The organism is Nocardia anocheti (assembly GCF_029675105.1).
Taxonomy (GTDB): Bacteria; Actinomycetota; Actinomycetes; order Mycobacteriales; family Mycobacteriaceae; genus Nocardia.
In genome coordinates, this window is sequence record NZ_JAQQFV010000015.1 from 18,423 (window position 1) to 39,541 (window position 21,119).

At 70.7% G+C, this 21,119-nt stretch carries 25 protein-coding genes; 10 read left to right on the plus strand and 15 right to left on the minus strand.

Annotated elements, in window-relative coordinates:
• Position 1 precedes the first annotated feature (1 nt).
• The 5 genes from QC180_RS29295 to QC180_RS29315 form a co-directional block, all read right to left on the minus strand.
• Entirely contained in the window at positions 2–1,210 is a 1,209-nt protein-coding gene (locus QC180_RS29295; RefSeq protein ID WP_278266100.1) for an FAD-dependent oxidoreductase, read from the minus strand.
• Between the two features lie 166 nt (positions 1,211–1,376).
• Positions 1,377–2,018 (minus strand): PadR family transcriptional regulator, encoded by a 642-nt coding sequence (locus QC180_RS29300; RefSeq protein WP_278266101.1) that lies wholly within the window; start codon positions 2,016–2,018, stop codon positions 1,377–1,379.
• A gap of 115 nt (positions 2,019–2,133) precedes the next feature.
• Positions 2,134–2,790: a methyltransferase gene (locus QC180_RS29305; protein WP_278266102.1), complete on the minus strand. Its 657-nt coding sequence runs from the start codon at positions 2,788–2,790 to the stop codon at positions 2,134–2,136.
• 60 nt (positions 2,791–2,850) lie between these two features.
• A complete protein-coding gene (locus QC180_RS29310; protein WP_278266103.1) occupies positions 2,851–4,881 on the minus strand; it encodes an MDR family MFS transporter in 2,031 nt (676 codons plus the stop codon).
• 67 nt (positions 4,882–4,948) lie between these two features.
• Positions 4,949–5,578 carry a TetR/AcrR family transcriptional regulator gene (locus tag QC180_RS29315; protein ID WP_278266104.1) on the minus strand — a complete coding sequence of 210 codons (630 nt, stop codon included), beginning with the start codon at positions 5,576–5,578 and terminating at the stop codon, positions 4,949–4,951.
• Between the two features lie 118 nt (positions 5,579–5,696).
• Here QC180_RS29315 and QC180_RS29320 point away from each other — a divergent pair, with 118 nt between their 5' ends.
• From QC180_RS29320 to QC180_RS29340, 5 genes are all read left to right on the plus strand, one after another.
• Positions 5,697–5,861: a hypothetical protein gene (locus tag QC180_RS29320; RefSeq protein ID WP_278266105.1), complete on the plus strand. Its 165-nt coding sequence runs from the start codon at positions 5,697–5,699 to the stop codon at positions 5,859–5,861.
• A gap of 80 nt (positions 5,862–5,941) precedes the next feature.
• Positions 5,942–6,862, plus strand: a complete 921-nt coding sequence (locus QC180_RS29325) for a sigma-70 family RNA polymerase sigma factor (protein WP_278266106.1) — start codon at positions 5,942–5,944, stop codon at positions 6,860–6,862.
• A 41-nt stretch (positions 6,863–6,903) separates the two neighbouring features.
• The gene (locus tag QC180_RS29330; protein WP_278266107.1) at positions 6,904–7,779 is read left to right on the plus strand and encodes an oxidoreductase; all 876 of its coding nucleotides are present in this window, start codon (positions 6,904–6,906) and stop codon (positions 7,777–7,779) included.
• Positions 7,780–7,829: 50 nt separating this feature from the next.
• Positions 7,830–8,264 carry a transcriptional regulator gene (locus tag QC180_RS29335; protein ID WP_278266108.1) on the plus strand — a complete coding sequence of 145 codons (435 nt, stop codon included), beginning with the start codon at positions 7,830–7,832 and terminating at the stop codon, positions 8,262–8,264.
• 26 nt (positions 8,265–8,290) lie between these two features.
• A complete protein-coding gene (locus QC180_RS29340; protein WP_278266140.1) occupies positions 8,291–8,638 on the plus strand; it encodes a DUF3817 domain-containing protein in 348 nt (115 codons plus the stop codon).
• Between the two features lie 115 nt (positions 8,639–8,753).
• On the opposite strand, the gene rdgB is transcribed toward QC180_RS29340, so the two are convergent.
• The 10 genes from rdgB to clpS form a co-directional block, all read right to left on the minus strand.
• A complete protein-coding gene (rdgB, locus tag QC180_RS29345) occupies positions 8,754–9,359 on the minus strand; it encodes an RdgB/HAM1 family non-canonical purine NTP pyrophosphatase (RefSeq protein WP_278266109.1) in 606 nt (201 codons plus the stop codon).
• 2 nt (positions 9,360–9,361) lie between these two features.
• A complete protein-coding gene (gene rph / locus QC180_RS29350) occupies positions 9,362–10,129 on the minus strand; it encodes a ribonuclease PH (protein ID WP_278266110.1) in 768 nt (255 codons plus the stop codon).
• 54 nt (positions 10,130–10,183) lie between these two features.
• Positions 10,184–10,948, minus strand: coding sequence for a cyclic nucleotide-degrading phosphodiesterase (locus QC180_RS29355; protein WP_278266111.1), 765 nt, complete (start codon positions 10,946–10,948; stop codon positions 10,184–10,186).
• A gap of 69 nt (positions 10,949–11,017) precedes the next feature.
• The gene (locus QC180_RS29360; RefSeq protein ID WP_278266112.1) at positions 11,018–11,725 is read right to left on the minus strand and encodes a rhomboid family intramembrane serine protease; all 708 of its coding nucleotides are present in this window, start codon (positions 11,723–11,725) and stop codon (positions 11,018–11,020) included.
• 61 nt (positions 11,726–11,786) lie between these two features.
• Positions 11,787–12,749, minus strand: a complete 963-nt coding sequence (locus QC180_RS29365) for a PLP-dependent cysteine synthase family protein (protein WP_278266113.1) — start codon at positions 12,747–12,749, stop codon at positions 11,787–11,789.
• A 4-nt stretch (positions 12,750–12,753) separates the two neighbouring features.
• Positions 12,754–13,029 (minus strand): MoaD/ThiS family protein, encoded by a 276-nt coding sequence (locus QC180_RS29370; protein ID WP_278266114.1) that lies wholly within the window; start codon positions 13,027–13,029, stop codon positions 12,754–12,756.
• Positions 13,030–13,064: 35 nt separating this feature from the next.
• On the minus strand, positions 13,065–13,484 hold the full coding sequence (locus tag QC180_RS29375) for a M67 family metallopeptidase (RefSeq protein ID WP_278266115.1): 420 nt from the start codon (positions 13,482–13,484) through the stop codon (positions 13,065–13,067).
• A gap of 102 nt (positions 13,485–13,586) precedes the next feature.
• On the minus strand, positions 13,587–14,645 hold the full coding sequence (locus QC180_RS29380) for a P1 family peptidase (RefSeq protein WP_278266116.1): 1,059 nt from the start codon (positions 14,643–14,645) through the stop codon (positions 13,587–13,589).
• Positions 14,645–15,214 (minus strand): oxidative stress transcriptional regulator AosR, encoded by a 570-nt coding sequence (gene aosR / locus QC180_RS29385; protein ID WP_278266117.1) that lies wholly within the window; start codon positions 15,212–15,214, stop codon positions 14,645–14,647. Before aosR ends, QC180_RS29380 begins: the two co-directional genes overlap by 1 nt.
• A 13-nt stretch (positions 15,215–15,227) precedes the next feature.
• Complete coding sequence (clpS, locus tag QC180_RS29390; RefSeq protein WP_278266118.1) at positions 15,228–15,566, minus strand: ATP-dependent Clp protease adapter ClpS; 339 nt, start codon at positions 15,564–15,566, stop codon at positions 15,228–15,230.
• Positions 15,567–15,625: 59 nt separating this feature from the next.
• Here clpS and QC180_RS29395 point away from each other — a divergent pair, with 59 nt between their 5' ends.
• The 5 genes from QC180_RS29395 to QC180_RS29415 all read left to right on the plus strand — a co-directional run bounded on the left by QC180_RS29395 (position 15,626) and on the right by QC180_RS29415 (position 20,989).
• The gene (locus tag QC180_RS29395; RefSeq protein ID WP_278266119.1) at positions 15,626–16,939 is read left to right on the plus strand and encodes a nicotinate phosphoribosyltransferase; all 1,314 of its coding nucleotides are present in this window, start codon (positions 15,626–15,628) and stop codon (positions 16,937–16,939) included.
• 35 nt (positions 16,940–16,974) lie between these two features.
• On the plus strand, positions 16,975–17,541 hold the full coding sequence (locus tag QC180_RS29400) for an isochorismatase family protein (RefSeq protein ID WP_278266120.1): 567 nt from the start codon (positions 16,975–16,977) through the stop codon (positions 17,539–17,541).
• Between the two features lie 26 nt (positions 17,542–17,567).
• Complete coding sequence (locus tag QC180_RS29405) at positions 17,568–18,104, plus strand: DMP19 family protein (RefSeq protein WP_278266121.1); 537 nt, start codon at positions 17,568–17,570, stop codon at positions 18,102–18,104.
• 42 nt (positions 18,105–18,146) lie between these two features.
• Complete coding sequence (locus tag QC180_RS29410) at positions 18,147–20,192, plus strand: ATP-dependent DNA helicase (protein WP_278266122.1); 2,046 nt, start codon at positions 18,147–18,149, stop codon at positions 20,190–20,192.
• Positions 20,193–20,284: 92 nt separating this feature from the next.
• Positions 20,285–20,989, plus strand: a complete 705-nt coding sequence (locus tag QC180_RS29415) for a class I SAM-dependent methyltransferase (protein WP_278266123.1) — start codon at positions 20,285–20,287, stop codon at positions 20,987–20,989.
• Positions 20,990–21,119: the final 130 nt, after the last annotated feature.

The following is a 21,119-nucleotide window of genomic DNA, read 5'->3' on the forward strand; positions in this document are numbered from 1 at the left end:
CTCAGCGCGCCGGGGCCACCTCGTCCTGGACCGGCGCGTCCCAGTCGATGCGATAGCGGCGTTCGGCGCCCATGGTCTTCTCCGGGTTCATGACCGTACGGACCATGAGCGGCATCAGCGCGTTCATCACCTTGCGGGCCACCGGGCCCGGGGTCTTGCTGTGGTTGATCTTGGCCGCGCGGGCCGCGATGTCCTCGACCCGGGCGCGACGCAGCCGTTCGTAGGCGGCGAAGGCGCGGGTGGGGTCGTCGATGTCGCGCAGGCAGCGGGCCAGTTGGACGCCGCTCTCGATGGCCAGCGAGGCGCCCTGGCCGGAACTGTTGGACGGGGCGTGGACCGCGTCGCCGACCAGCACGAGCCGGTCGCGGTACCAGTGCGGGACCGGCGGCATGATGTGCAGGGCGCCGGTGGTCTCCAGGTTCGCGGCGGTGGTGCGGCGGGCGAATTCGCCGCCGGGGGTGTCGGGGGCGTAGGTCTCGCGCAGGACGCGCAGCCAGTGCTCGGCCGGGACGGCGCGGGCCTCGGTCAGCGAGTAGTACTGCTTGCTGGGCAGGTTCGCGCCCCAGGTGACCCGGCCGTCGGCGTGCTTCCAGTAGAGGTAGTAGGCGCGGGCGCCGAAGGCGAAGACCATGGTGTCGTCGGGCAGATCCAGCTCGCAGTCGATCTGCGCGCCGAAGCCGAGCATGCCGGTGTAGTCGGGTCCGGGCGCCTTCGGGTCGATGATGCCGCGCACGGTGGAACGGATGCCGTCGGCGCCGATGAGGACGTCGGCGGTGGCGGTGGTGCCGTCGGTGAAGTGGGCGGTCACGCCGTCGGGGTGTTCCTCGACGTGGGTCAGCCGCTTGTCGTAGGAGAACGGCACTCCGGCCGCGACGGCGTGGTCGTGCAGGGTGCGGTGCAGTTCGCCCCGGTCGACGGCCTGGAGCGGGGGTTGGTCGGCGAGGGTCGGCAGCACGTGTTCGCGGCCGCCGACGGCCAGGCGCATGTGCGCGACCGGCAGGGCGATGCGGCGCACGGCCTCGCCCATGTCGAGCAGGTCCAGGGCGGCCAGCCCGTTGGGTGCGAGGGCCAGGCCGGAGCCGATGCCCTCCGACGGGCCGGAATAGGCCTCGTGGATGTGGGCATCGATGCCTGCCCGGAGCAGGGCGGTGGCGGTGACGGGTCCGGCGATGCCACCGCCGATGATCAGCGCGGTGCGGGTTCGGGACATGGGTGATCTCCAGATCTGGGTCCGCGTCACCCGGTTATCCTGGGGGTGCCTGCCTCGAGGCCGGGTGCGCGTGGTTTTTTCCGTGCGAGCACGGTGTCGGGACGGTTTCGCCGGGCTCGGTGGGGTGTTGCCGCACGCCACCGGGTCCGGGGTCTTCGGGGCGTCGCTAGTCGCTCCCCCTTTCGCCGAGGTCGGGGATCCGGTCGGTGGGCATGCCGTCGGCGTGCCACTGCCGCCAGGTGTCGAGGCCGTCGAAGGTGCCGGTGCGCAGTTCCTCGCGCAGGGCATCGGCCCAGGCGCGCTCGGCCTCCAGCATCGCCAGGCCGTATTCGGATTCGACCAGGAACAGTCGGGGCAGGGTGCCCGCGAGCGCGTCCAGCTCGGTTCTGGTGGTGTCGATGGTGCGGGTCAGGGTGGCGATCCGGGTGCCGAGCAGGTCGATCACCTCGTCGGGCGGCAGGACCGCCAGGATGGACAGTCCGGCGGTGAACCGGTGATGTTCGGGTTCGGGCGAGGAGAGCAGTTCCCTGGTCCAGTCGGCCATCTCGGCCCGGCCCGCGTCGGTGATCCGGTAGATCACCCGCTCCGGCCGCGCGCCCTCCCGCTCACTGCCCACCACTTCGAGGAATCCGGCCTTGGCCATGTTCTGGACCACCGTGTAGAGCGAACCCCACTTGATGTCCATGTCCCGGTCCTTGCCGTGGGCCCGCAGCGTCGCCGCGATCTCGTAGCGATGCATCGGCCGCTGCACGATCACCGACAGCACGGCCAGCGCCAGCAGATTGCTCACCTTGCGCTTGGTCGCCACACCCACCTCCTTACTCGTCTACGAATATACGTCTACGAGTAATCGCCGGGCAAGGAGTGTCCAGCGGGGTTATCAGCAACGCCGGGTCGGAATTCGAGCAGGCAGCGCTGCTCGGTCAGATCCACCACCGCGTCCAGGACCAGCCCATGCGCGGTGGCCAACGCCGCGAACTCCTCGATCCGCCGCTCCCGGCCGCCGCCGCGGTGGGCGCGAGGTCGACCAGGTGGCCGCGCACCCGAGGATGCGCGCGCAGAATCGCGGCGAGCAGGTCACCCCGGCCCCCTCCGACATCTACCACCGTCGCGAACCGCGACCAGTCGAACCCGGCCGCCAGTCGCGGCGCCTGATCCAGGAACCGCAGACCCATCTGCCGATCGAAGGACGCCCGCAGGTCGGCCGAGTCGGCGAGATCGGCCCAGAAGTCCTGCCCGTAGCGGCGCGGATAGGCCGCCTGACCGGTGGCGATGCTGTGCGCGAGTTCGACGAAGGCCAACTCGGCGCGTCCGGCGGCCGAGTCCAGGCGCAGCAGGATGTTCGTGAAGGGCTCGGCGATGCCGAGGTGCGCGCCGAACGCGGTGGTGCGGTAGCCCGCGGGGGTCGGCTCCACGATGCCGAGGGTCGCGAGGTGGCCGAGCAGGAGTTCGAGGGCGATCGGGTCGACGGCGAGTTCGGGGGCCAGGGCGGCCGCGGCGGCGGGGGTGTCAGCGAGGCGGTCCGGGAGGCCGAGTGTCACCGCGACCCGCAGGGCCATCGGGGTCGCCAGGCTGGCCATTGCGCGGAGGGTGTGTGCGGCGTTGTCGTTGTGTCCCACGGGAATCCACTGTGGCACGGGTCAGGTTTTGACGGTGAGGTTGTCGTCGGCGCCCTGGTCGAGGAGTTTGGCGGCGATGTTGGTGAGGGCCTGGTCGAGGAGGGCGCGGTCGGTGGGGTCGTCGGAGTTCCAGTCGTCGAGGCGGTCGCCGAGCCAGCGGCGCCAGCCCGCGCGCAGTTCGTCGACCTCGGCGGTGCCGGATTCGGTGAGGGTGAGGGTGCCGCCGTCGGCGGTGAGCAGGCCGTCGTCGACGGCGCCACGGAAGACGGGGAGCAGGATCTCGACCGGGACGCGGTGGCGGTAGGCGATGGCGTGGACGGCGGCGGGGTGGCCCTGTTTGTCGGCGAGGTAGATCTGGGCCAGCGCCCAGGCGGTGTCGGGGGCCAGGGTGCTGCCGGAGGCGGCGACGATCTCGGGCATGATCGGGCCCTTCGCCCTGGCCCGGCGCACCGTCGCGGCCACCGAGCGTTCCAGCTGGACCAACCGGTCGTGCGAGTCGGGCACCGAGAAACCCTCGCCGACATCGGCGGCACCGTGGCGGGCGCTGTCGCGTAATCGCACCTGCGGCAGGAACCAGGCCACCACGAAACCGATCAGCGCCACCGGCACCACCCAGCGGAAGACGTAGTCGATCGAGTCCGCGTACGCGTCGATGATCGGCCTGGCCTGCGCCAACGGCAGCTCGCGCAACGCCTTCGGATCGGCCACCGCGTTCGGCGGCACCCCCGGCGCCTCCCGCATCGCCTCGGCGAGCGCGGACTGGCTCTGGTTGGAGTAGAGCGTGCCGAACACCGCGGTGCCGAACGCGCTGCCCAGCGTGCGGAAGAAGGTGACACCGGAGGTGGCGGTGCCCAGGTCGGCGTAGGGCACGGTGTTCTGCACGACGATCGTGAGCACCTGCATCGAGAGCCCGAGCCCGGAGCCGAGGATCAGCATGTACAGCGATTCCAGCCAGGCGCTGGTGTCGCGACCCATCGTCGACATCAGCCCCAGCCCGATCGCCATCACCGCCATGCCCACGATCGGGAAATACCGGTACTGCCCGGTGCGCCCGACCACCTGCCCGGAGAACACCGAGGTGACGAACAGGCCGACGACCAGCGGCAGGGTGCGCACGCCGGATTCGGTGGCCGAGGCACCGTCGACGTATTGCAGGTAGGCGGGCAGATAGGTCATCGAGCCGAGCATGGCGAAGCCGACGATGAAACTGAGCACCGAGGACACCGTGAACACCCGGCTGTGGAACAACCGCATGGGCAGCATGGGATCGCTGGCCCGCTTCTCCACCGCGACGAACCAGTAGATCAGCACCGCGGCCAGCGCGAACAGCCCGATGATCTGCCAGGACAGCCACGCGAACTCGTTGCCGCCGAACTCGAGCGCCAGGATCAGCGACGAGACGCCCAGCGCGATCAGACCGATACCGAGATAGTCGACCACCGGCCGCTGCACGGCCTTGAGCCGCGGCAGCGTGCGCGCCGCCATGAGCACCATGACGATGGCGATCGGCACATTGACGTAGAAGCACCACCGCCAGCTCGCGTGGTCGGTGAACAGCCCACCGAGAGTGGGCCCCACGACGGTGGTCACGCCGAACACCGCGCCGAGCGCGCCCTGGTACTTGCCGCGTTCGCGCAGCGGAATGGTGTCGGCGATGAGCGCCATGGAGGTGACCATCAAACCGCCCGCGCCCACCCCCTGGATGCCACGCGCGATGACCAGCACGGCCATCCCGCCCGCGACACCGGCCAGCGCCGACCCGGCGATGAAGATGATCGCGCTGATCTGGAAGAGCAGTTTGCGGCCGAACAGGTCACCGAGCTTGCCCGCCAGGGCGGTGGCCACCGCCTCGGCGAGCAGGTACGCGGTGACGACCCACGCCATGTGCCCGGCACTGCCGAGATCGGCCACGATGCTGGGCAGCGCGGCCGAGACGATGGTCTGGTCGAGGGCCGCCATGAGCATGCCGAGCACCACCGTCGCGAAGATGACATTGATCTTGGCGCGGCTCATCGGCTCGACGGGATCGGCTACGGCAACACCCTCCGGCATTGCCCCAGTATGGGCTTTCCCCCTCGGTCACGGAGTCCAGTGACACGGCAGCAATCCGGCCGCGATGTCAGCGCACGGCGTAGGAACCGAGGCCGGGTTCGAGCGCGTCGAAGGCGGTGCGCGCGTAGTCACGCAGCGCGGCGGCGATGTCGTCACCGGATTCACCGGCCAGCAGACGGCGCAGGATCTCCTCGAAGAGCACCCGGTGCACCCCGGCGAGTTGCGCCGCCGCGACCCGGGGCGTGATGTCGTCGTCGGCGGCGCCGGTCTCCTCGGCGAGCGCCCGCGCGAGCGCGGCCTCGCGCACGTCGTGGAATTCGCGCAGGCGCGCCACCAGCGCGGGGCTCTCGGTGATCATCGCGGCGAAGGGGCGTCCGCTGAAGCCGATCACCGGGTCCTGGGCCTGGACCGAGGAGAGGTAGGCGGCGCGCAACGCGGTCAGCGCGGACTCCCCCGGCGCCCGGTCGCGCACGACGGCGGCGAGCTGTCCGGTGAAGACCGGGCCGAGGTCCAGCGCGAGGTCCTCCTTGCGGGGGAAGTAGTTGGTGACGGTCATCTTGGCGACGTCGGCGGCCGCGGCGACCTCGGCGATGGTCACCTTGTCGAACCCCCGCTCGAGGAACAGTTCGGTCGCCCGATGCGAGATCTGCTCCTTGGTCTGCTGTTTCTTCCTGGCTCTGAGCCCCTGTGTGGTCATGCCAGCAAGCGTAGCTGAAGTCGTCCCAAAATTGTTCTTGACATATTTTTATGTCGACTCTAAGTTTGTGTTCGTCGCCGCGAGCGACACCCGCACCACCACCGAAGGAGCAGCCGATATGGCCGGACAGACGACCTTCCGCGCGCGGCCCACCACCGAGCAGCGCCGCCAGGCCGCCCCGCAGTTCCCGGGCACACGGCGCCGGAACGCGGGGCCGGTCATCCGCGGGGCGCAGACCCGGTCCACGACCGTGCGTCGCCCGCTGCGGATTCCGGGACGCTGAACACCCGGCGGGCGGGACCGCGCACGGTCCCGCCCGCCCTTCCGGCCCACCACGATCTCGCCGTATCGAACGGAGCTCCCTTGAACGTCACCGCCGATTCCGTCCGCGACTACCTCACCGCGATCGCCCGCACTCCCCTGCTCACCCCCGAGCAGGAGTACGCGCTGGCCGCCCGCATCGCCGCCGGGGCCGCGGCGCGTGCCGAACTCGACGACAACGCCGCCGCGGGCATCGAACCCACCGCCGCGCGGCGCGCGGAGCTGCACCGCGCCGAGCGGGCGGGTCTGCGGGCCAAGGACCAGATGGTGCGCGCGAATCTGCGCCTGGTCGTCTCCATCGCGCGGCGCTTTCCCACCAATACCGGCATGTCGCTGCTGGATCTGATCCAGGAGGGCACCCTCGGCCTGATCCGCGCGGTGGAGAAGTTCGATCACGAGCGCGGGCTCAAGCTCTCGACCTACGCGACCTACTGGATCCGGCAGTCGATCGGGCGCGCGCTCACCGACCAGGGCCGCACCATCCGGCTGCCCGCCAATGTCGCCGATGTGCTGCACCGGGTGATCCGGGTGCGCCGCGAGCTGGCCCAGCGACTGGGCAGACCCGCCACCGTCGAGGAGCTGGCGGTGGCGGCGGAGATCAGCGTCGCCCAGGTGGAGACGATGCTGCGCCTGGAAGCCGAGCCGGTGTCGCTGCACGCCCCGATCGGCGAGGACACCGAACTGGGCGCCCTGCTGCCCGACACCGCGCCCGCCCCCGCCGACGTGGTGGCCGGGCAGATGCTGCGCGGCTATGTCGAGGCCGCGATGGCCGGGCTGACCGACCGCGAATCCGCCGTCATCCGGCTGCGCTTCGGCCTCGATCGCGGCGAGGCGCGCACGCTGGAGGAGGTAGGGTCCGAGCTGGGCGTCTCCCGGGAACGGGCCAGGCAGATCGAGGCCAAGGCGATGACCAAACTGCGCAGGCCCCGCTGCGCGGGCGCACTGGCCGGACTGCTCGGCTGACCCCCCTTCCCTCCTATCTTACTCCAGAGTAAGGTCGGTGCATGGCATGGAAACCCACTGATATCGCGGACCAGAGCGGGCGCACGTTCGTGATCACCGGGGCCAACGGCGGCCTCGGTACCGAAACCACCCGTGTACTGGCGGGCAAGGGCGCCACGGTGATCATGGCCTGCCGCAACGCGGCCAAGGCCCAGCCGATCGCCGAGGCCATCCCCGGTGACGTCCGCGTGGCCACGCTCGACCTGGCCGACCTGGCTTCCGTGCGCGCCTTCGCCGAACAGCAGGGCGAGTTCGACGTCCTCATCAACAACGCGGGCCTGATGAACATCCCGTTCTCGCGCACCGCCGACGGCTTCGAGACCCAGTTCGGCGTCAACCACCTGGGCCACTACGCGCTCACCGCCCTGCTGCTGGACCGCCTCGGCGACCGCGTGGTGACCCTGGCCTCCATCGCCCACAAGCAGACTCCCAAGCTCTGGATCGACGACCTCAACTACGAGCACCGCCGCTACCAGCGCAATCTCGCCTACGCCCAGGCCAAGCTGGCCAACCTCATGTTCGGTCGCGAACTGCAGCACCGGCTCACCGAGGCGGGTTCGGCCAAGAAGTCCTACGCCGTGCACCCCGGCGTCTCGGCGACCGACCTGTTCGCCCGCACCGAGACCCCGCTGGACCGGGTGAGCAAGCCGTTCATCAAGCTCATCGGCCACCCGCCGCACCGGGCCGCGCACTCCACCCTCTTCGCCGCCACCGAACCGGCCGCCGACCCGACCGTCTACTGGGGCCCCAACAAGTGGATGCAGTCGCAGGGCCCGGTCGAGGCGTGCCCGTCGAGCGCCATCTCCCGCGATCGCGAACTACAGCGCAGGCTGTGGGAGGAATCCGAGCGGATGACCGGCGTCACCTACAAGTTCTGAGGCCCTACCTGGTCCTACGCACCCTGTAGTAGGCGGGTACCGTGGAGCGCGTGTCCGCTTCTTCGCCCCGTCCGGCGCACAACCGACCGGCTCTGATCGCGCTGGTCATCGTCGTCGCGCTGGGGTGCCTCGCGCTGGCCTGGTGGCAGTGGGAGCGGTTCGAGTCGTCCTCGGGCACCGGCCAGAATCTCGGTTACGCGCTGCAGTGGCCGCTGTTCGCGGCTTTCGCGGTGTTCGCCTATGTGCGGTTCGTCCGGCTCGAACGCGAGGCCGAAGCGCCCGCCGACGAGCGACCGCGCAAGCGCGCGGCCGAGGCACCGCGCGAGATCCCCGCCGGGATCCTGCCCGAACGGCCCACCGCCGCCGCCGCCGACGACCCGGAGACGGTCGCCTACAACCAGTACCTGGCGGGGTTGCACGCCAGCGACATCGACGCGCAGGTCCGCTCGGCCGGTCTGCGTGCCCCAGAGAGGAACGCCGGGTGACCGACAACGACACCACCGCCCCGTCGCTGGAGAAGGACTCCGGCGCGCCCGCGGGCGGCGCGAGCACCGCCAAGATCGCCTCGGCGCTGCTGCGCTACCGGGTGCTGGCCTGGGTCACCGGCCTGTGGCTGCTGCTGCTCACCTTCGAGATGGTCGCCAAGTACGGCTTCGGCGTCGACACCCCGAGCTGGATCGCCGTCGTGCACGGCTGGGTGTATTTCGCCTACCTGCTCGTCACCGCCGATCTCGCGGTGAAGGTGCGCTGGCCGATCGGCCGCACGGTGGGCACCCTCATCGCGGGCACCATCCCGTTCCTGTCCTTCTTCGTCGAGCACCGCAACGCCAACGACGTGAAGAACCGCTACAACCTCTGACCCTCACGCCGAAACGCCGCCCTCCGTTCCCGGAGTGGCGGCGTTCGTCATCTGGTCACCACGCCCCGGCGGCGACATCGGCCCGCCACCAGAGCGTGGTGATCTCGATCCGGCGCTAGGCCAGGGCCGCCAGCGCGGGGATGAGCTGGGTGAGGGCGCGACCCCGGTGGGAGACGGCGTCCTTTTCGGCGGGGGTGAGTTCGGCGGCCGAACCGGTGCCGCCCTCGGGCAGGAACAGTGGGTCGTAGCCGAAGCCGCCCGCGCCGCGCGGGGCGCGAGCGATGCTGCCGGGCCATTCGCCGCGGACCACGGTGGTGGTGCCGTCGGGCAGCACCAGGGCGCAGGTGGAGACGAAGGCGGCGCCGCGCCGCTCGTCGGGGACGTCGCCGAGCTGGCCCAGGAGCAGGGCGTTGTTGGCGGCGTCGTCACCGTGGCTGCCCGACCAGCGCGCCGAGAGCACGCCCGGCATGCCGTTGAGGGCGTCCACCTCGATGCCGGAATCGTCGGCCACGCAGGGCAATCCGGTCGCCACGGCACCGTCACGGGCCTTGGCGATCGCGTTCTCCTCGAAGGTGGCGCCGGTCTCGGGGGCCTCCTCGTAGGGCGGCACGTCGGCCAGGCTCACCAGCTCGATCCCGGCCACGCCCGCCTCGTCGAGGATGCGGCGCAGTTCCTTCAGCTTCTTGGCATTTCGGCTGGCCACCAGCACACGCACGGCCACGGCTACTTCTTCGAGGTCGCGGGCTCGGGCAGGGTGCCCGGGTACGGCAGCGCCAGGGCTTGTTTCTGCACGGCGAACAGCTGCTCGCAGCCCGCCAGGGCCGAGTCCAGCAGCTTGTCCAGGGTCGAGCGCGGGAAGGTGGCGCCCTCGCCGGTGCCCTGGATCTCGACCAGGGTGCCGGTGTCGGTGGCGACCACGTTCATGTCGACCTCGGCGCGCGAGTCCTCCTCGTAGGGCAGGTCCAGGCGTACCCGGCCGTCCACCACGCCGACGCTCACCGCGGCGATCATGCACGAGATCGGTTGCGGGTCGGCCAGTTTGCCCGCGGCGGCCAGGTAGGTCACCGCGTCGTGCAGGGCCACGTAGGCGCCGGTGATGGCGGCGGTGCGGGTGCCGCCGTCGGCCTGGAGGACATCACAGTCCAGGGCGATGGTGTTCTCGCCGAGCGCGGCCAGGTCGATACAGGCCCGCAGCGAACGCCCGATCAGCCTGCTGATCTCCTGGGTGCGCCCACCCACCTTGCCCTTGACCGACTCGCGGCCGCTACGCGTGTGGGTGGCGGCGGGCAGCATGGCGTACTCGGCGGTGAGCCAGCCCAGCCCGGAATCCCGGCGCCACGGCGGCACCCCCTCGGTGACGCTCGCGGTGCACATCACCCGCGTCTGCCCGAATTCCACCAGGACCGACCCCGCCGGGTGCGAGGTGAATCCCCGGGTGATCTTCACTTCGCGGAGTTCGTCATCCGCTCTGCCATCGGCTCGTCTCGACACGCGCATAGTGTAGGGGCACCGGCCCCGTCGACGGGGCGCGGGCGTGGACGTGGTCTAGAGATCGAAGCTCTCGCCCGGTGACACGGCGTGCACGGGTCCGGCGAAGGCGGCCTTCGCCTCGGCGATGACGTCCTCGCGCGAGGTCCACGGCGGGATGTGGGTGAGCAGCAGTTCCTTGGCGCCCGCGCGGGTGGCGATCTCCCCGGCCTCGGTCCCCGAAAGATGGATGCCGGGAGGACGATTCGCCGGATCGTGGGTCCACGACGCCTCGGCCATGAGCACATCGGCACCCTGGGCCAGCTCGACGACGGCATCGCACATGGCGGTGTCGCCGGTGTAGACGAACACGCGGCCGTCGGCGGCGGTGATGCGCAGACCGTAGGACTCCGGCGGGTGGTACATGCGCCGCGCCTCGACCGTGTGGCCGGGGCCGAACGGGATCGGGGTGTTCTCCACCCACGCCTGCGAGTCGATCACGTCGGACCAGTCGTCGGTCTCGCCGCCGATCTCGGCCGAGGCGTTGCCGATGCGCAGGGCCGCGTCGGACGGGCCGCGCACCAGGGCCCGGCCGGAGGGCGGGTTGGGGTGGTAGCGGCGCCAGACCAGCAGCGCGGGCAGGTCGAGGCAGTGGTCGGCGTGCAGGTGGGTGAGGAAGATGTCGACGTCACCCGGGTTGAGATGCTTCTGCAGCGCGCCGAAGATCCCGGGGCCGAAGTCGATGACGGTCGGCCGCATATCGGGGCCCGTCAGCAGGTAACCCGACGCTGGGGAGTCCGGGCCGGACACGCTGCCCGAGCACCCGAGGACGGTAAGGCGCATACCCTCATGCTGCCACGACGTGCTGGTGCTCACTGCAGGATCCCCCCAATTCCCAGACCGGATCCCCGGCTACCGCGTTGGTGCTGCGCGGCCGACCGATGCTCCACGGCGGCGTCGACGTTCATCTGATGAGAGTACCCAGCCCGCCAGCACTCCACCCACCGCCCCGAAAAGATGTCCCTGCCAAGAAATTCGGGGGTCGCTGGGCAGCACACCCCACAGCATCGAGCCGTAGATCAGGAAGATCACCAGCCCCACCACGATCTGCCCCACATCGCGCGCGAACCAGCCGCGACAGATCAGATACGTCAGCCAACCGAACACGATCGACGACGCCCCCAGGTGCACACTCCCCGACGACGCGGTGAGCCAGGTGCCCACCCCCGCGACCACCCAGATGATCGCCGTCGCCGCGATCCCCCGCCCGATCCCCGACAGCAGCACCACGAACCCGAGCACCAGCAGCGGCAGCGTATTGGCGAGCAGATGATCCCACCCGCCGTGCAACAGCGGCGCCCACAGAATCCCGTCCAACCCCCCGATCGCCCGCGGCTCGATCCCCGCCCCGTCGAGCTGATTGAGCGTCCCCGGCGGCTGATCGTGCGACAGGATCACGTCGATCCCCTCGATCACATACAGCGCCCCGACGAACCCGAGGATCACCACGGCCGCCTGCACCCACGTCGCCCTGCGACGCGCGGGCACCGCCGACCGCCCCTGCAACCCCGCGATCCGCTCCGGATCGAACGACGCCCCGACACCACCACTCAACGCCATCGCCTCCACTCCGGCAGGGGACCGTCGAACAAGCCCACTGATCCGAGCGTACCGAAACGGCTCAGGCCCAGAGCTGGCCTTCGAGCCTTTCCTCGGCGTCTTCCAAGGTCCCGTCGTAGGCGCCGGTCGACAGGTACTTCCAGCCGCCGTCGGCCACCACGAACGCGATATCGGCCCGCTTACCCGCCTTCAGCGCCTTCTTACCGATGCCCAGGGCCGCGTGCAGGATCGCGCCGGTGGAGATCCCGGCGAAGATGCCTTCCTCGCCGACCAGTTCCCTGGTGCGCTTGACCGCGTCGTAGGGCCCCACGGAGAACCGGGTGGTGAGGACCTTCTCGTCGTAGAGCTCGGGAATGAAGCCCTCGTCGATGTTGCGCAGCCCGTAGACGAGTTCGCCGTAGCGCGGCTCGGCTGCCACGATCTCGATGTCGGGGACCTGTTCGCGCAGGTAGCGGCCGGTGCCCATGAGGGTGCCGGTGGTGCCGAGTCCGGCCACGAAGTGGGTGATCTCGGGCAGGTCGGTCAGCAGTTCGGGACCGGTGGTCTCGTAGTGAGCCAGGGCGTTGGCCGGGTTGCCGTACTGGTAGAGCATCACCCAGTCGGGGTTCTCGGCGGCGATCTGCTTGGCCAGTGCGACGGCCTGGTTGGAGCCACCGGCGGCGGGCGAGTCGATGATCTCGGCGCCGAACATGGTGAGCAGCTGACGCCGCTCCACCGAGGTGTTCTCCGGCATCACGCACACGATCCGGTAGCCCTTGAGCTTGGCGGCCATGGCCAGCGAGATCCCGGTATTGCCGCTGGTCGGCTCCAGGATGGTGCAGCCGGGGGTGAGCAGCCCGTCGGCCTCGGCCTGTTCGATCATCCGCAGCGCGGGCCGGTCCTTGACCGAGCCGGTGGGGTTGCGGTCCTCGAGCTTGGCCCACAGACGCACGTGGTTCTCGCCGTCCCACTGCGGCGACAGCGTCTTGAGCCCGACCAGCGGCGTGTTGCCCAGGGTCGCGATCAGCGATTCGTAGCGGGCCACGGGATCAGACGCCGCCCGCCACGGCGGGCAGGATGGTGACCGACGCGTCGGCGGGCACCTCGGCGTCGAGGCCACCGGCGAAGCGCACGTCCTCGTCGTCGACGTAGATGTTGACGTAGCGGTTGAGCTTGCCGCCGGAGAGCAGACGCTCGGCCAGGCCGGGGTGGTTGGCCTCGAGGTCGTCGATCAGCGCGGACAGGGTCGCGCCCTCGCCCTGGACGCGCTTCTCGCCTCCGGTGAGACCACGCATGATGGTGGGGATGGACACGGTGACCGGCATGGTGACTCCTCGGTGATGTCTTGGTTCGGTGGGGTTCAGGCGTCGTAGGACTCGACGACGCGCACCGGCTCCTCGGTGACCTCGCCCTCGAGGATGCGGTAGCTGCGCAGCTCGTGGCGCTCCGGATCGCGGGTGGAGATCAGCACGTAGTGCGCGTCGGGCTCGGAGGCGTAGGAGATGTCGGTGCGGCTGGGGTAGGCCTCGGTGGCGGTGTGCGAGTGGTAGATGACGACCGGGGTCTCGTCGGCGTCGTCCATCGCGCGCCAGACCTTCAGCTGCTCGCCGGAATCGAACCGGTAGAAGGTGGGCGAGCGTTCGGCGTTGACCATGGCCACGAAGCGTTCCGGGCGGTCGCTGCCCTCGGGTCCGGCGATGATCCCGCAGGCCTCGTCGGGGTGGTCGGCGCGGGCGTGCGCCACCATGGCGTCCACGAGGTCGGCCCTGATCACCAGCACTTGTCGGCCCTTTCCACATCCTGTTCCAGCGGTGTCGAGCACCAGTCCCGACAACCACTCACCCTATTCGGGTATTCCGGGCGACGCGCACGCCGGTCCGATTCAGGAGGTGAACAGGTCGCGGTAGGCGGGGATGTCGGCGAGGGAGGTGGCGCGCAGGACCGCGTCGACCACGGCGCGTTCGACCACGACGGCCGCGGCGGTGCACAGCTGGTCGAGCAGCGGCAGATCCGACGGAAAAGCGGGCGGCAGCGGGACCGAGGGGGCCTGCTTCGCGCCGGTGGCGAGGGCGAACAGCGTGTCGCCGTCGAGGGGCGAGTGCACCGGCCGGATCGCGCGCGCCAGCCCGTCGTGCGCGGTGGTGGCCAGGCGTCGACACCCGGCCGGGTCGAGGGCGGCGTCGGTGGCCACCACACCGATGGTCGTGTTGAGCACGGTGCCCTTCACGGGCAGGGCGTTGAGCGCCGCGATCTGTTCGGGGGTGCCCGGCGCGAGCCCGAAGAACTCCGGCCCGTCGGTCCCGGTGCCCCAGGGCAGTCCGGTACGCGGGTCGACGACCGAGCCGACCGGATTGGCGACGATCACCGCGCCCACCGTCATCCCCTCCCCCGGCCCCTCGCCGAGAATCACACTCGCCGAACCGATTCCCCCCTTGAGCGCCCCCGCCCGCGCGCCCACCCCGGCGCCCGCGGTCCCGCGCGCGAACTCCACCGACGCCGCCTCGGCCGCGCGGAAACCGTCGTCGGCGGTGGGTCGGATGGTCCAGTCCCCGACCGGCAGGTCGAAGATCACCGCGGCGGGCACGATCGGCACCACCCGGCTCGGATCGGCCGGGTCCATCGGGATGCCCTCGCCGTGTTCCTCGGCCCAGCGCATGACGCCGTCGGCGGCGGCCAGGCCGTAGGCGCTGCCGCCGGTGAGCAGGATGGCGTGCAGTTGCCGAACGGTGGCGGCCGGGTCGAGCAGGTCGGTCTCCCTGGTGCCGGGACCGCCGCCGCGCACGTCGACCGCGGCCGTCGCGCCGCCGGGCACGCGGATCACAGTGCATCCCGTCGCCGCGCCGGAGCCCAGGGTGGCCGCGGGATCGAGGCGCTGACAGTGCCCGACGAGCACCCCCGCGACATCGGTGATCGCGTTGCGGGGACCCGGCGCGCTGCGCATCAGGGGGCCAGCGCCTGCAGCAGCGAGTCCTGCATCCAGGTGAGCCAGTGGTAGACGTCCAGATGCGGCGCGCGCGGATCTTCCGGCTCGAAATGTTCGGGCGTGTCGTCGTCGATGTCGAGCAGCGTGCCCAGCGCCAGACGCACGTCGGTGAGCGCGGCCAGCCAGGCGTCGGCCTGCTCGGGGGTGAGCACGATCTTGCCGCCGGTCTCCGGACAGCTCTCCAGCACGGTGCGGCCCGCGGCGAGCTTGGCGTCGATGATCTCCGGCTCGTGCAGGCTGCGCAGCGCGCTGTTGAGATCGGCGCGCTTGGCGTCGGGCGAGCCGGGCTCGGCGCGATGGAAATCGGGCAGCAGACGCAGCAGTTGCGGGTCGTCGGGTGGGGTGGAATTGCCGGTGCGCAGCCCGGTGAGGGCGGCGAGTTCGTCCTCGGGGGCCTCGTTGGCCCGGTCGCTGAGCAGGCCGGAGACGGCCCCGATCAGCGAGCGCAACACCGTGGCCTCGTGCTCGTCCATCTCGGATCGAAGCTTCAGGCCACTCAGCGAGTTCTTCCGGCTCCACTTGCGCACAGGGCCACGGTACTCAGTCGTCGCGCTGCATGGTTGCCCAGAGGCCCGCGGCGTGGAGTCTGCGCACGTCCTGTTCCATCTTGTCGCGCGAGCCCGACGACACCACCGCCTTGCCCTCGTTGTGCACCTGCAGCATCAACTCGGTCGCCTTGGCTTTGCTGTAGCCGAACAGCTTCTGGAAGATGTAGGTGACGTAGTGCATGAGGTTGACCGGATCGTCCCAGACGACGGTGACCCAGGGCCGGTCCTCGGCCTCCAGGATCTCGGCGTGCTCGACAGCCTCCGGCGTAGCCTGTGGCGCCGAGAGGACGGCGTTCACGGGATCGGCTCGAACGGAATTGCACACGGCCATAAACCCCAGGGTACGACGAGCGCCGCCGGAAACAACACCCGGTGACTACAGTTTCTCGTGTGCCCCACCGTGACGCGTCCGCCAGCACCGCGCTGCTGACCGACCAGTACGAGCTGACCATGCTGGCCGCGGCCCTGGCCGACGGTTCCGCGCACCGGCGCTGCACCTTCGAGGTGTTCGCCCGGCGGTTGCCCAACGGCCGCCGTTACGGCGTGGTCGCGGGGACGGGCAGGCTGCTCGACGCGCTGCGCGAGTTCCGCTTCGGTCCCGACGAGCTGGCGGTGGTCGCGAAATTCCTCGACCCGGCCACCGTCGACTGGTTGCGCGAGTATCGCTTCACCGGCGACATCGACGGCTACGCCGAGGGCGAGCTGTACTTCCCCGGCTCGCCGATCCTGTCGGTACGCGGCAGTTTCGCCGAGTGCGTCCTGCTCGAGACGCTGGCCCTGTCGATCTTCAACCACGACAGCGCCATCGCCTCGGCGGCCGCCCGCATGGTCAGCGCCGCCGCCGGACGCCGGACCATCGAGATGGGGTCGCGGCGCACCCACGAGCTGGCCGCGCCGTCGAGTTCGCGCGCGGCCTACCTGGCCGGTTTCGACGCCACCTCCAATCTCGAGGCGGTGCGCGGCTTCGGCGTGCCGGGCGCGGGGACCAGCGCGCACGCGTTCACCCTGCTGCACTCCGGCGCCGACGGCGAACACGAGGCCGCCGCCTTCCGCAGCCAGGTCGAGGCGCTCGGCGTGTCGACCACCCTGCTGGTCGACACCTTCGACATCACCCGGGGCGTGGCCACCGCCATCGAGGTGGCCGGTCCCGAACTGGGCGGTGTGCGCATCGACTCCGGCGATCTCGGTGTGCTGGCCCGCCAGGTCCGCGACCAGCTCGACGGGCTCGGCGCCACCGGGACCAGGATCGTGGTCTCCGGCGACCTGGACGAGTACGCCATCGCCGCGCTGCGCGCCGAGCCGGTGGACGTCTACGGCGTGGGCACCTCGCTGGTCACCGGTTCGGGCGCGCCGACCGCGGGCATGGTCTACAAGCTGGTCGAGGTCGAGGGCGTCCCGGTGGCCAAGCGCTCGAGTCACAAGGAGTCGCGCGGGGGCACCAAGAAGGCGGTGCGGCTCGCGCGCGCCACCGGCACCGTCGTGGAGGAGATCGTCTATCCCGCCGCCGGGGAAACGCCCGACACCGCCGGATTCCAGGTGCGCGAGTTGCAGGTGCCGCTGGTGCGCAAGGGCGAGATCGTCGACGGGGTGGCCACGCTGGCGCAGAGCCGGGAGCTGGTCGCGCGCGGGCTGGTCAGCCTGCCGTGGGAGGGCCTGAAGCTCTCGGCGGGCGAGCCCGCGATCCCCACGACCTTCCTGGGCTGAGGACAATGGGAGTGAGAGACAGTGGAGGGACCGGTATGACGCGCGGCTTGGTGATCGTGGACGTGCAGAACGATTTCTGTGAGGGTGGCGCGCTGGCCGTCGCGGGCGGGGCCGCCATCGCGACCGCGATCAGCGAACATCTCGCGGCGACCGACTACGCCGCGGTGGTCGCCACCCGCGACTGGCACATCGACCCGGGCGCGCATTTCTCCGACACTCCCGACTACGTCGACTCCTGGCCCCCGCACTGCCGTGTCGGCACACCGGGCGCCGATTTCCACCCGAACCTGGACACCACCGCCGTCCAGGAGACCTTCCACAAGGGCGAGTACACCGCCGCCTACTCCGGCTTCGAGGGCGCCGCGCCCGACGGCACCACGCTGACCGACTGGCTGCGCGCCCGTGGCGTGGACAGCGTCGACGTGGTCGGCATCGCCACCGACCACTGCGTGCGCGCCACCGCCCTGGACGCCCGCGCCGCGGGCTTCGACACCCGCGTCCTGCTCGACCTCACCGCGGGCGTCGCCCCCGACACCACCCGCACGGCCCTGGACAAGCTCCGCGCGGCGGGCGTCGACATCGTGGACGCGCCCGCGTCCTGAACCACGCCGGAGTCGATACTTCCCCCATGGACTATCGATTCCCGGCCCACACCCGCGCCACCCTGACCACCGCGCTGGCCGGGCTCGACAACATCCACGACGCCGCCGAACTCGTCTTCTGGTCCAACCCCGCCACCGACGACCTCCAGCGCCTCGGCGTCGGCGCCTTCGCCCAGCTCCCGCCCGCCTTCACCCACCTGCTGGCCCTGACCAGCCTGCACACCACCGTCCTGGACTCCGGCTTCAGCGGCTACCTGCGCACCCGCCGCGCCGAACTCCCCTGGGCCACCCGAGGTCTGCGCGCCGCGGGCATGCCCCGCCTGGCCGCCGCCGCCGTCCTCGCCGCCCGCGACACCTCCCCCAGTTCCCCCGACGACCCCCTGGACCGCTTCTGGGAAGACGAACACCAGGTCCTGGCCAACCCCGCCCAGATCCGCCGCCCCACCGGCGACCGCGCCGAGGACCCCGACGAGATCTACGACATCAACGAGCCCGAAGACTTCGAACAGCGCGTCCTGGACTACGTCCGCGCCCACCCGGACGACTTCGTCCGCGAGTACTGAAGACCGGAAAAACCTGTCGGCGGCGCGGTCTAAGCTGCCTGCGTGCCCGAACTTCCTCCCGTCACCGACCTGCTCGTCACCGCTGTGCGTGCCCTGGGTGGGAAGGAACGCACCGGTCAGACCGCCATGGCCGCCGCGGTCGACCACGCGATCGACACCAAGGAACACCTGGCCGTGCAGGCGGGCACCGGCACCGGCAAGTCGCTGGCCTATCTGGTGCCGAGCCTGCGCCACGCGGTGCGCACGGGCCGCACGGTGGTGGTCTCCACCGCGACGATCGCGCTGCAACGTCAGCTGGTCGACCGCGATCTGCCGCGCCTGGCCGACGCGCTGAAGAAGCCGCTGGGGCGCGCGCCGCAGTTCGCGATCCTCAAGGGCCGCAACAACTATCTGTGCCTGAACAAGATCAACAGCGTCATCCCGGAGGACACCGGCGGCGAGGCCGAACTCTTCGACGCCTTCGCCATCTCCCGCCTGGGCCGCGAGGTGCAGCGCCTCAACGAGTGGGCCTCCGACACCGAGACCGGCGACCGCGACGAGATCGCGCCCGGCGTCAGCGATCGTGCCTGGCGGCAGGTGAGCGTGTCCTCGCGCGAGTGCCTGGGCAAGTCGCGCTGCCAGTTCGGCCAGGACTGCTTCGCCGAGAAGGCGCGCGCCGAATCGGCGCAGGCCGACGTGGTGGTCACCAATCACGCCCTGCTGGCCATCGACGCCATCAGCGGCATCCAGGTGCTGCCCGAACACGATGTGGTGGTGATCGACGAGGCGCACGAACTGGTCGACCGGGTCACCGGGGTGGCCACCGCCGAACTGGCCGCCACCGCCATCAGCGCCGCCGCCCGCCGCTGCGCCAAACTCATCGACGAACGCGAGGTCGACCGGCTCGAGGGCGCCGCCGAGGCCTTCCACCAGGCCATCGAGGACCTGCCCGCCGCGCGCTGGGACCACCTGCCCGACGGCATCGCCCCGGTCCTGGCGCTGGTGCGCGACGCCGCCTGGAACGCGCGCACCGAGCTCGCCCCGCAGGGCTCCGTGAAAACCCAGGACGACCCCGACAACGCCGCCGCCCGCACCATGGCCGTGGCCGCGCTCGACGACGTGCACGATGCCGCGGTGCGCGCGCTCACCGCCTTCGAGGAAACCGATCCGGCCGCGCGCCGCGATGTCATCTGGCTCTCCGCCGACGAGGTGCGCGGCGTGGCCCGGCGCACCCTGCGGATGGCACCGCTGTCGGTGGGTGGGCTGTTGCGCAGCAGGCTGTTCGGCGCGGCCACCGTCGTGCTCACCTCGGCGACCCTGCAGATCGGCGGGTCCTTCGACGGGCTGGCGATCACCTGGGGCCTGCCCGCGCAGTCCGGCGGCAAGGTCGACGCGGCGCTGGCCAACGGCGCCACCGCCCCCGCCGACACCGAGACGATGCGCTGGAGTTCGCTGGACGTGGGCTCGCCGTTCGACCACGCCAAGTCCGGCATCCTCTACGTCGCCAAGCATCTGCCCGCGCCCGGCCGCGACGGCCTCTCGCCCACCTACCTCGACGAGATCGAACAGCTCATCACCGCCGCCGGTGGGCGCACCCTGGGCCTGTTCTCCTCGATGCGCGCCGCCAAGGCGGCCACCGAGGCGCTGCGTGAGCGCCTCGACACGCCCGTGCTGTGCCAGGGCGACGATTCGATGGGCGCGCTGGTTCGCAAGTTCGCCGACGATCCGGAGACCTCGCTGTTCGGCACGCTCACCCTCTGGCAGGGCGTCGACGTGCCCGGCCCGTCGCTGAGTCTGGTGATCCTGGACCGCATTCCGTTCCCGCGCCCCGACGACCCGCTGCTCACCGCGCGACAGCGTGCGGTGGAATCGCGCGGCGGCAACGGCTTCATGACCGTGGCCGCCAATCACGCGGCCCTGCTGCTCGCGCAGGGCACCGGCCGGTTGCTGCGCAGTGTCGACGATCGCGGCGTGGTCGCCGTGCTCGATTCGCGCCTGGCCACCGCCCGCTACGGCAGCTACCTGCGCGCCTCGCTGCCGCCGTACTGGGAGACCACCGATCCGGAGGTCGTGGCCAAGGCGCTGCGCAGGCTCACCGCGTCGGCCTGAATCCGCGAGCTTGCACGGCGAGCCTTGCGGTTCGCAACGTTGGCACCATGAATTGGCTACCGGGCGAACGCGACTCGTGAGAACGTGTGCTGATGATGCACCACGCCGATGGCGAGGTACTCGGTGAATTTCTGGTCAGCGCAAGATCTTTGGCCGAGTACCGCGCGATGTTCCAACTCTCCGACGACGATCTTTCCGGTCGACGCATTCTCGATTGCCCCGGGGGCGCAGCCAGTTTCGCCGCGGAGGCGAGCGCGCTGGGCGCCGAGGTGACCGCGATCGACCCCATCTACGCCACCGCCCCCGACGACCTGGCCGCCCGCGCCACCCCGGAGACCGAACGGGCGGTGGCCTGGGCCCACCAGCACGCCGATCGGTACCGCTGGGACTGGTACGGCGGCACCGCCGAGCACGCCGCGATCCGCCGCGGCGCCGCCGCCCGCTTCGCGCAGGACGTGCGCAGCACACCCGACCGCTACCTCGCCGGAGCGCTGCCCTCACTGCCCTGCCCCGACGACTCGTTCGATCTGGCACTGAGCTCGCACCTGCTGTTCAGCTACGCCGACCGGCTCGACGCCGACTTCCACCTGGCCGCCCTGGTGGAGCTGGCCCGCGTCGCCACCACCGAGGCGCGGGTGTATCCGCTGCTCGACTACACCGGCGCCCCGCTCGACGACCTGATCGACCACCTGCGGACCGAACTGCACGACAAAGGAATTCAGACCTCGCTGCGCAAAACCCACTATGAGTTCCACCACGGTGCCGACACCATGCTGACCCTGCAGCCCGCCGCCTGATCACCGCAGGTCGATGCCGGTCCGCTATCACGGACCGGCATTCGGGCACGCCCGTGCCAGTCATATGTTCCGGCTACCGAAGGCGAGCCGCCGCCGCGCACCCCCCACCCGGCGTTGTACGTTCTTAGTC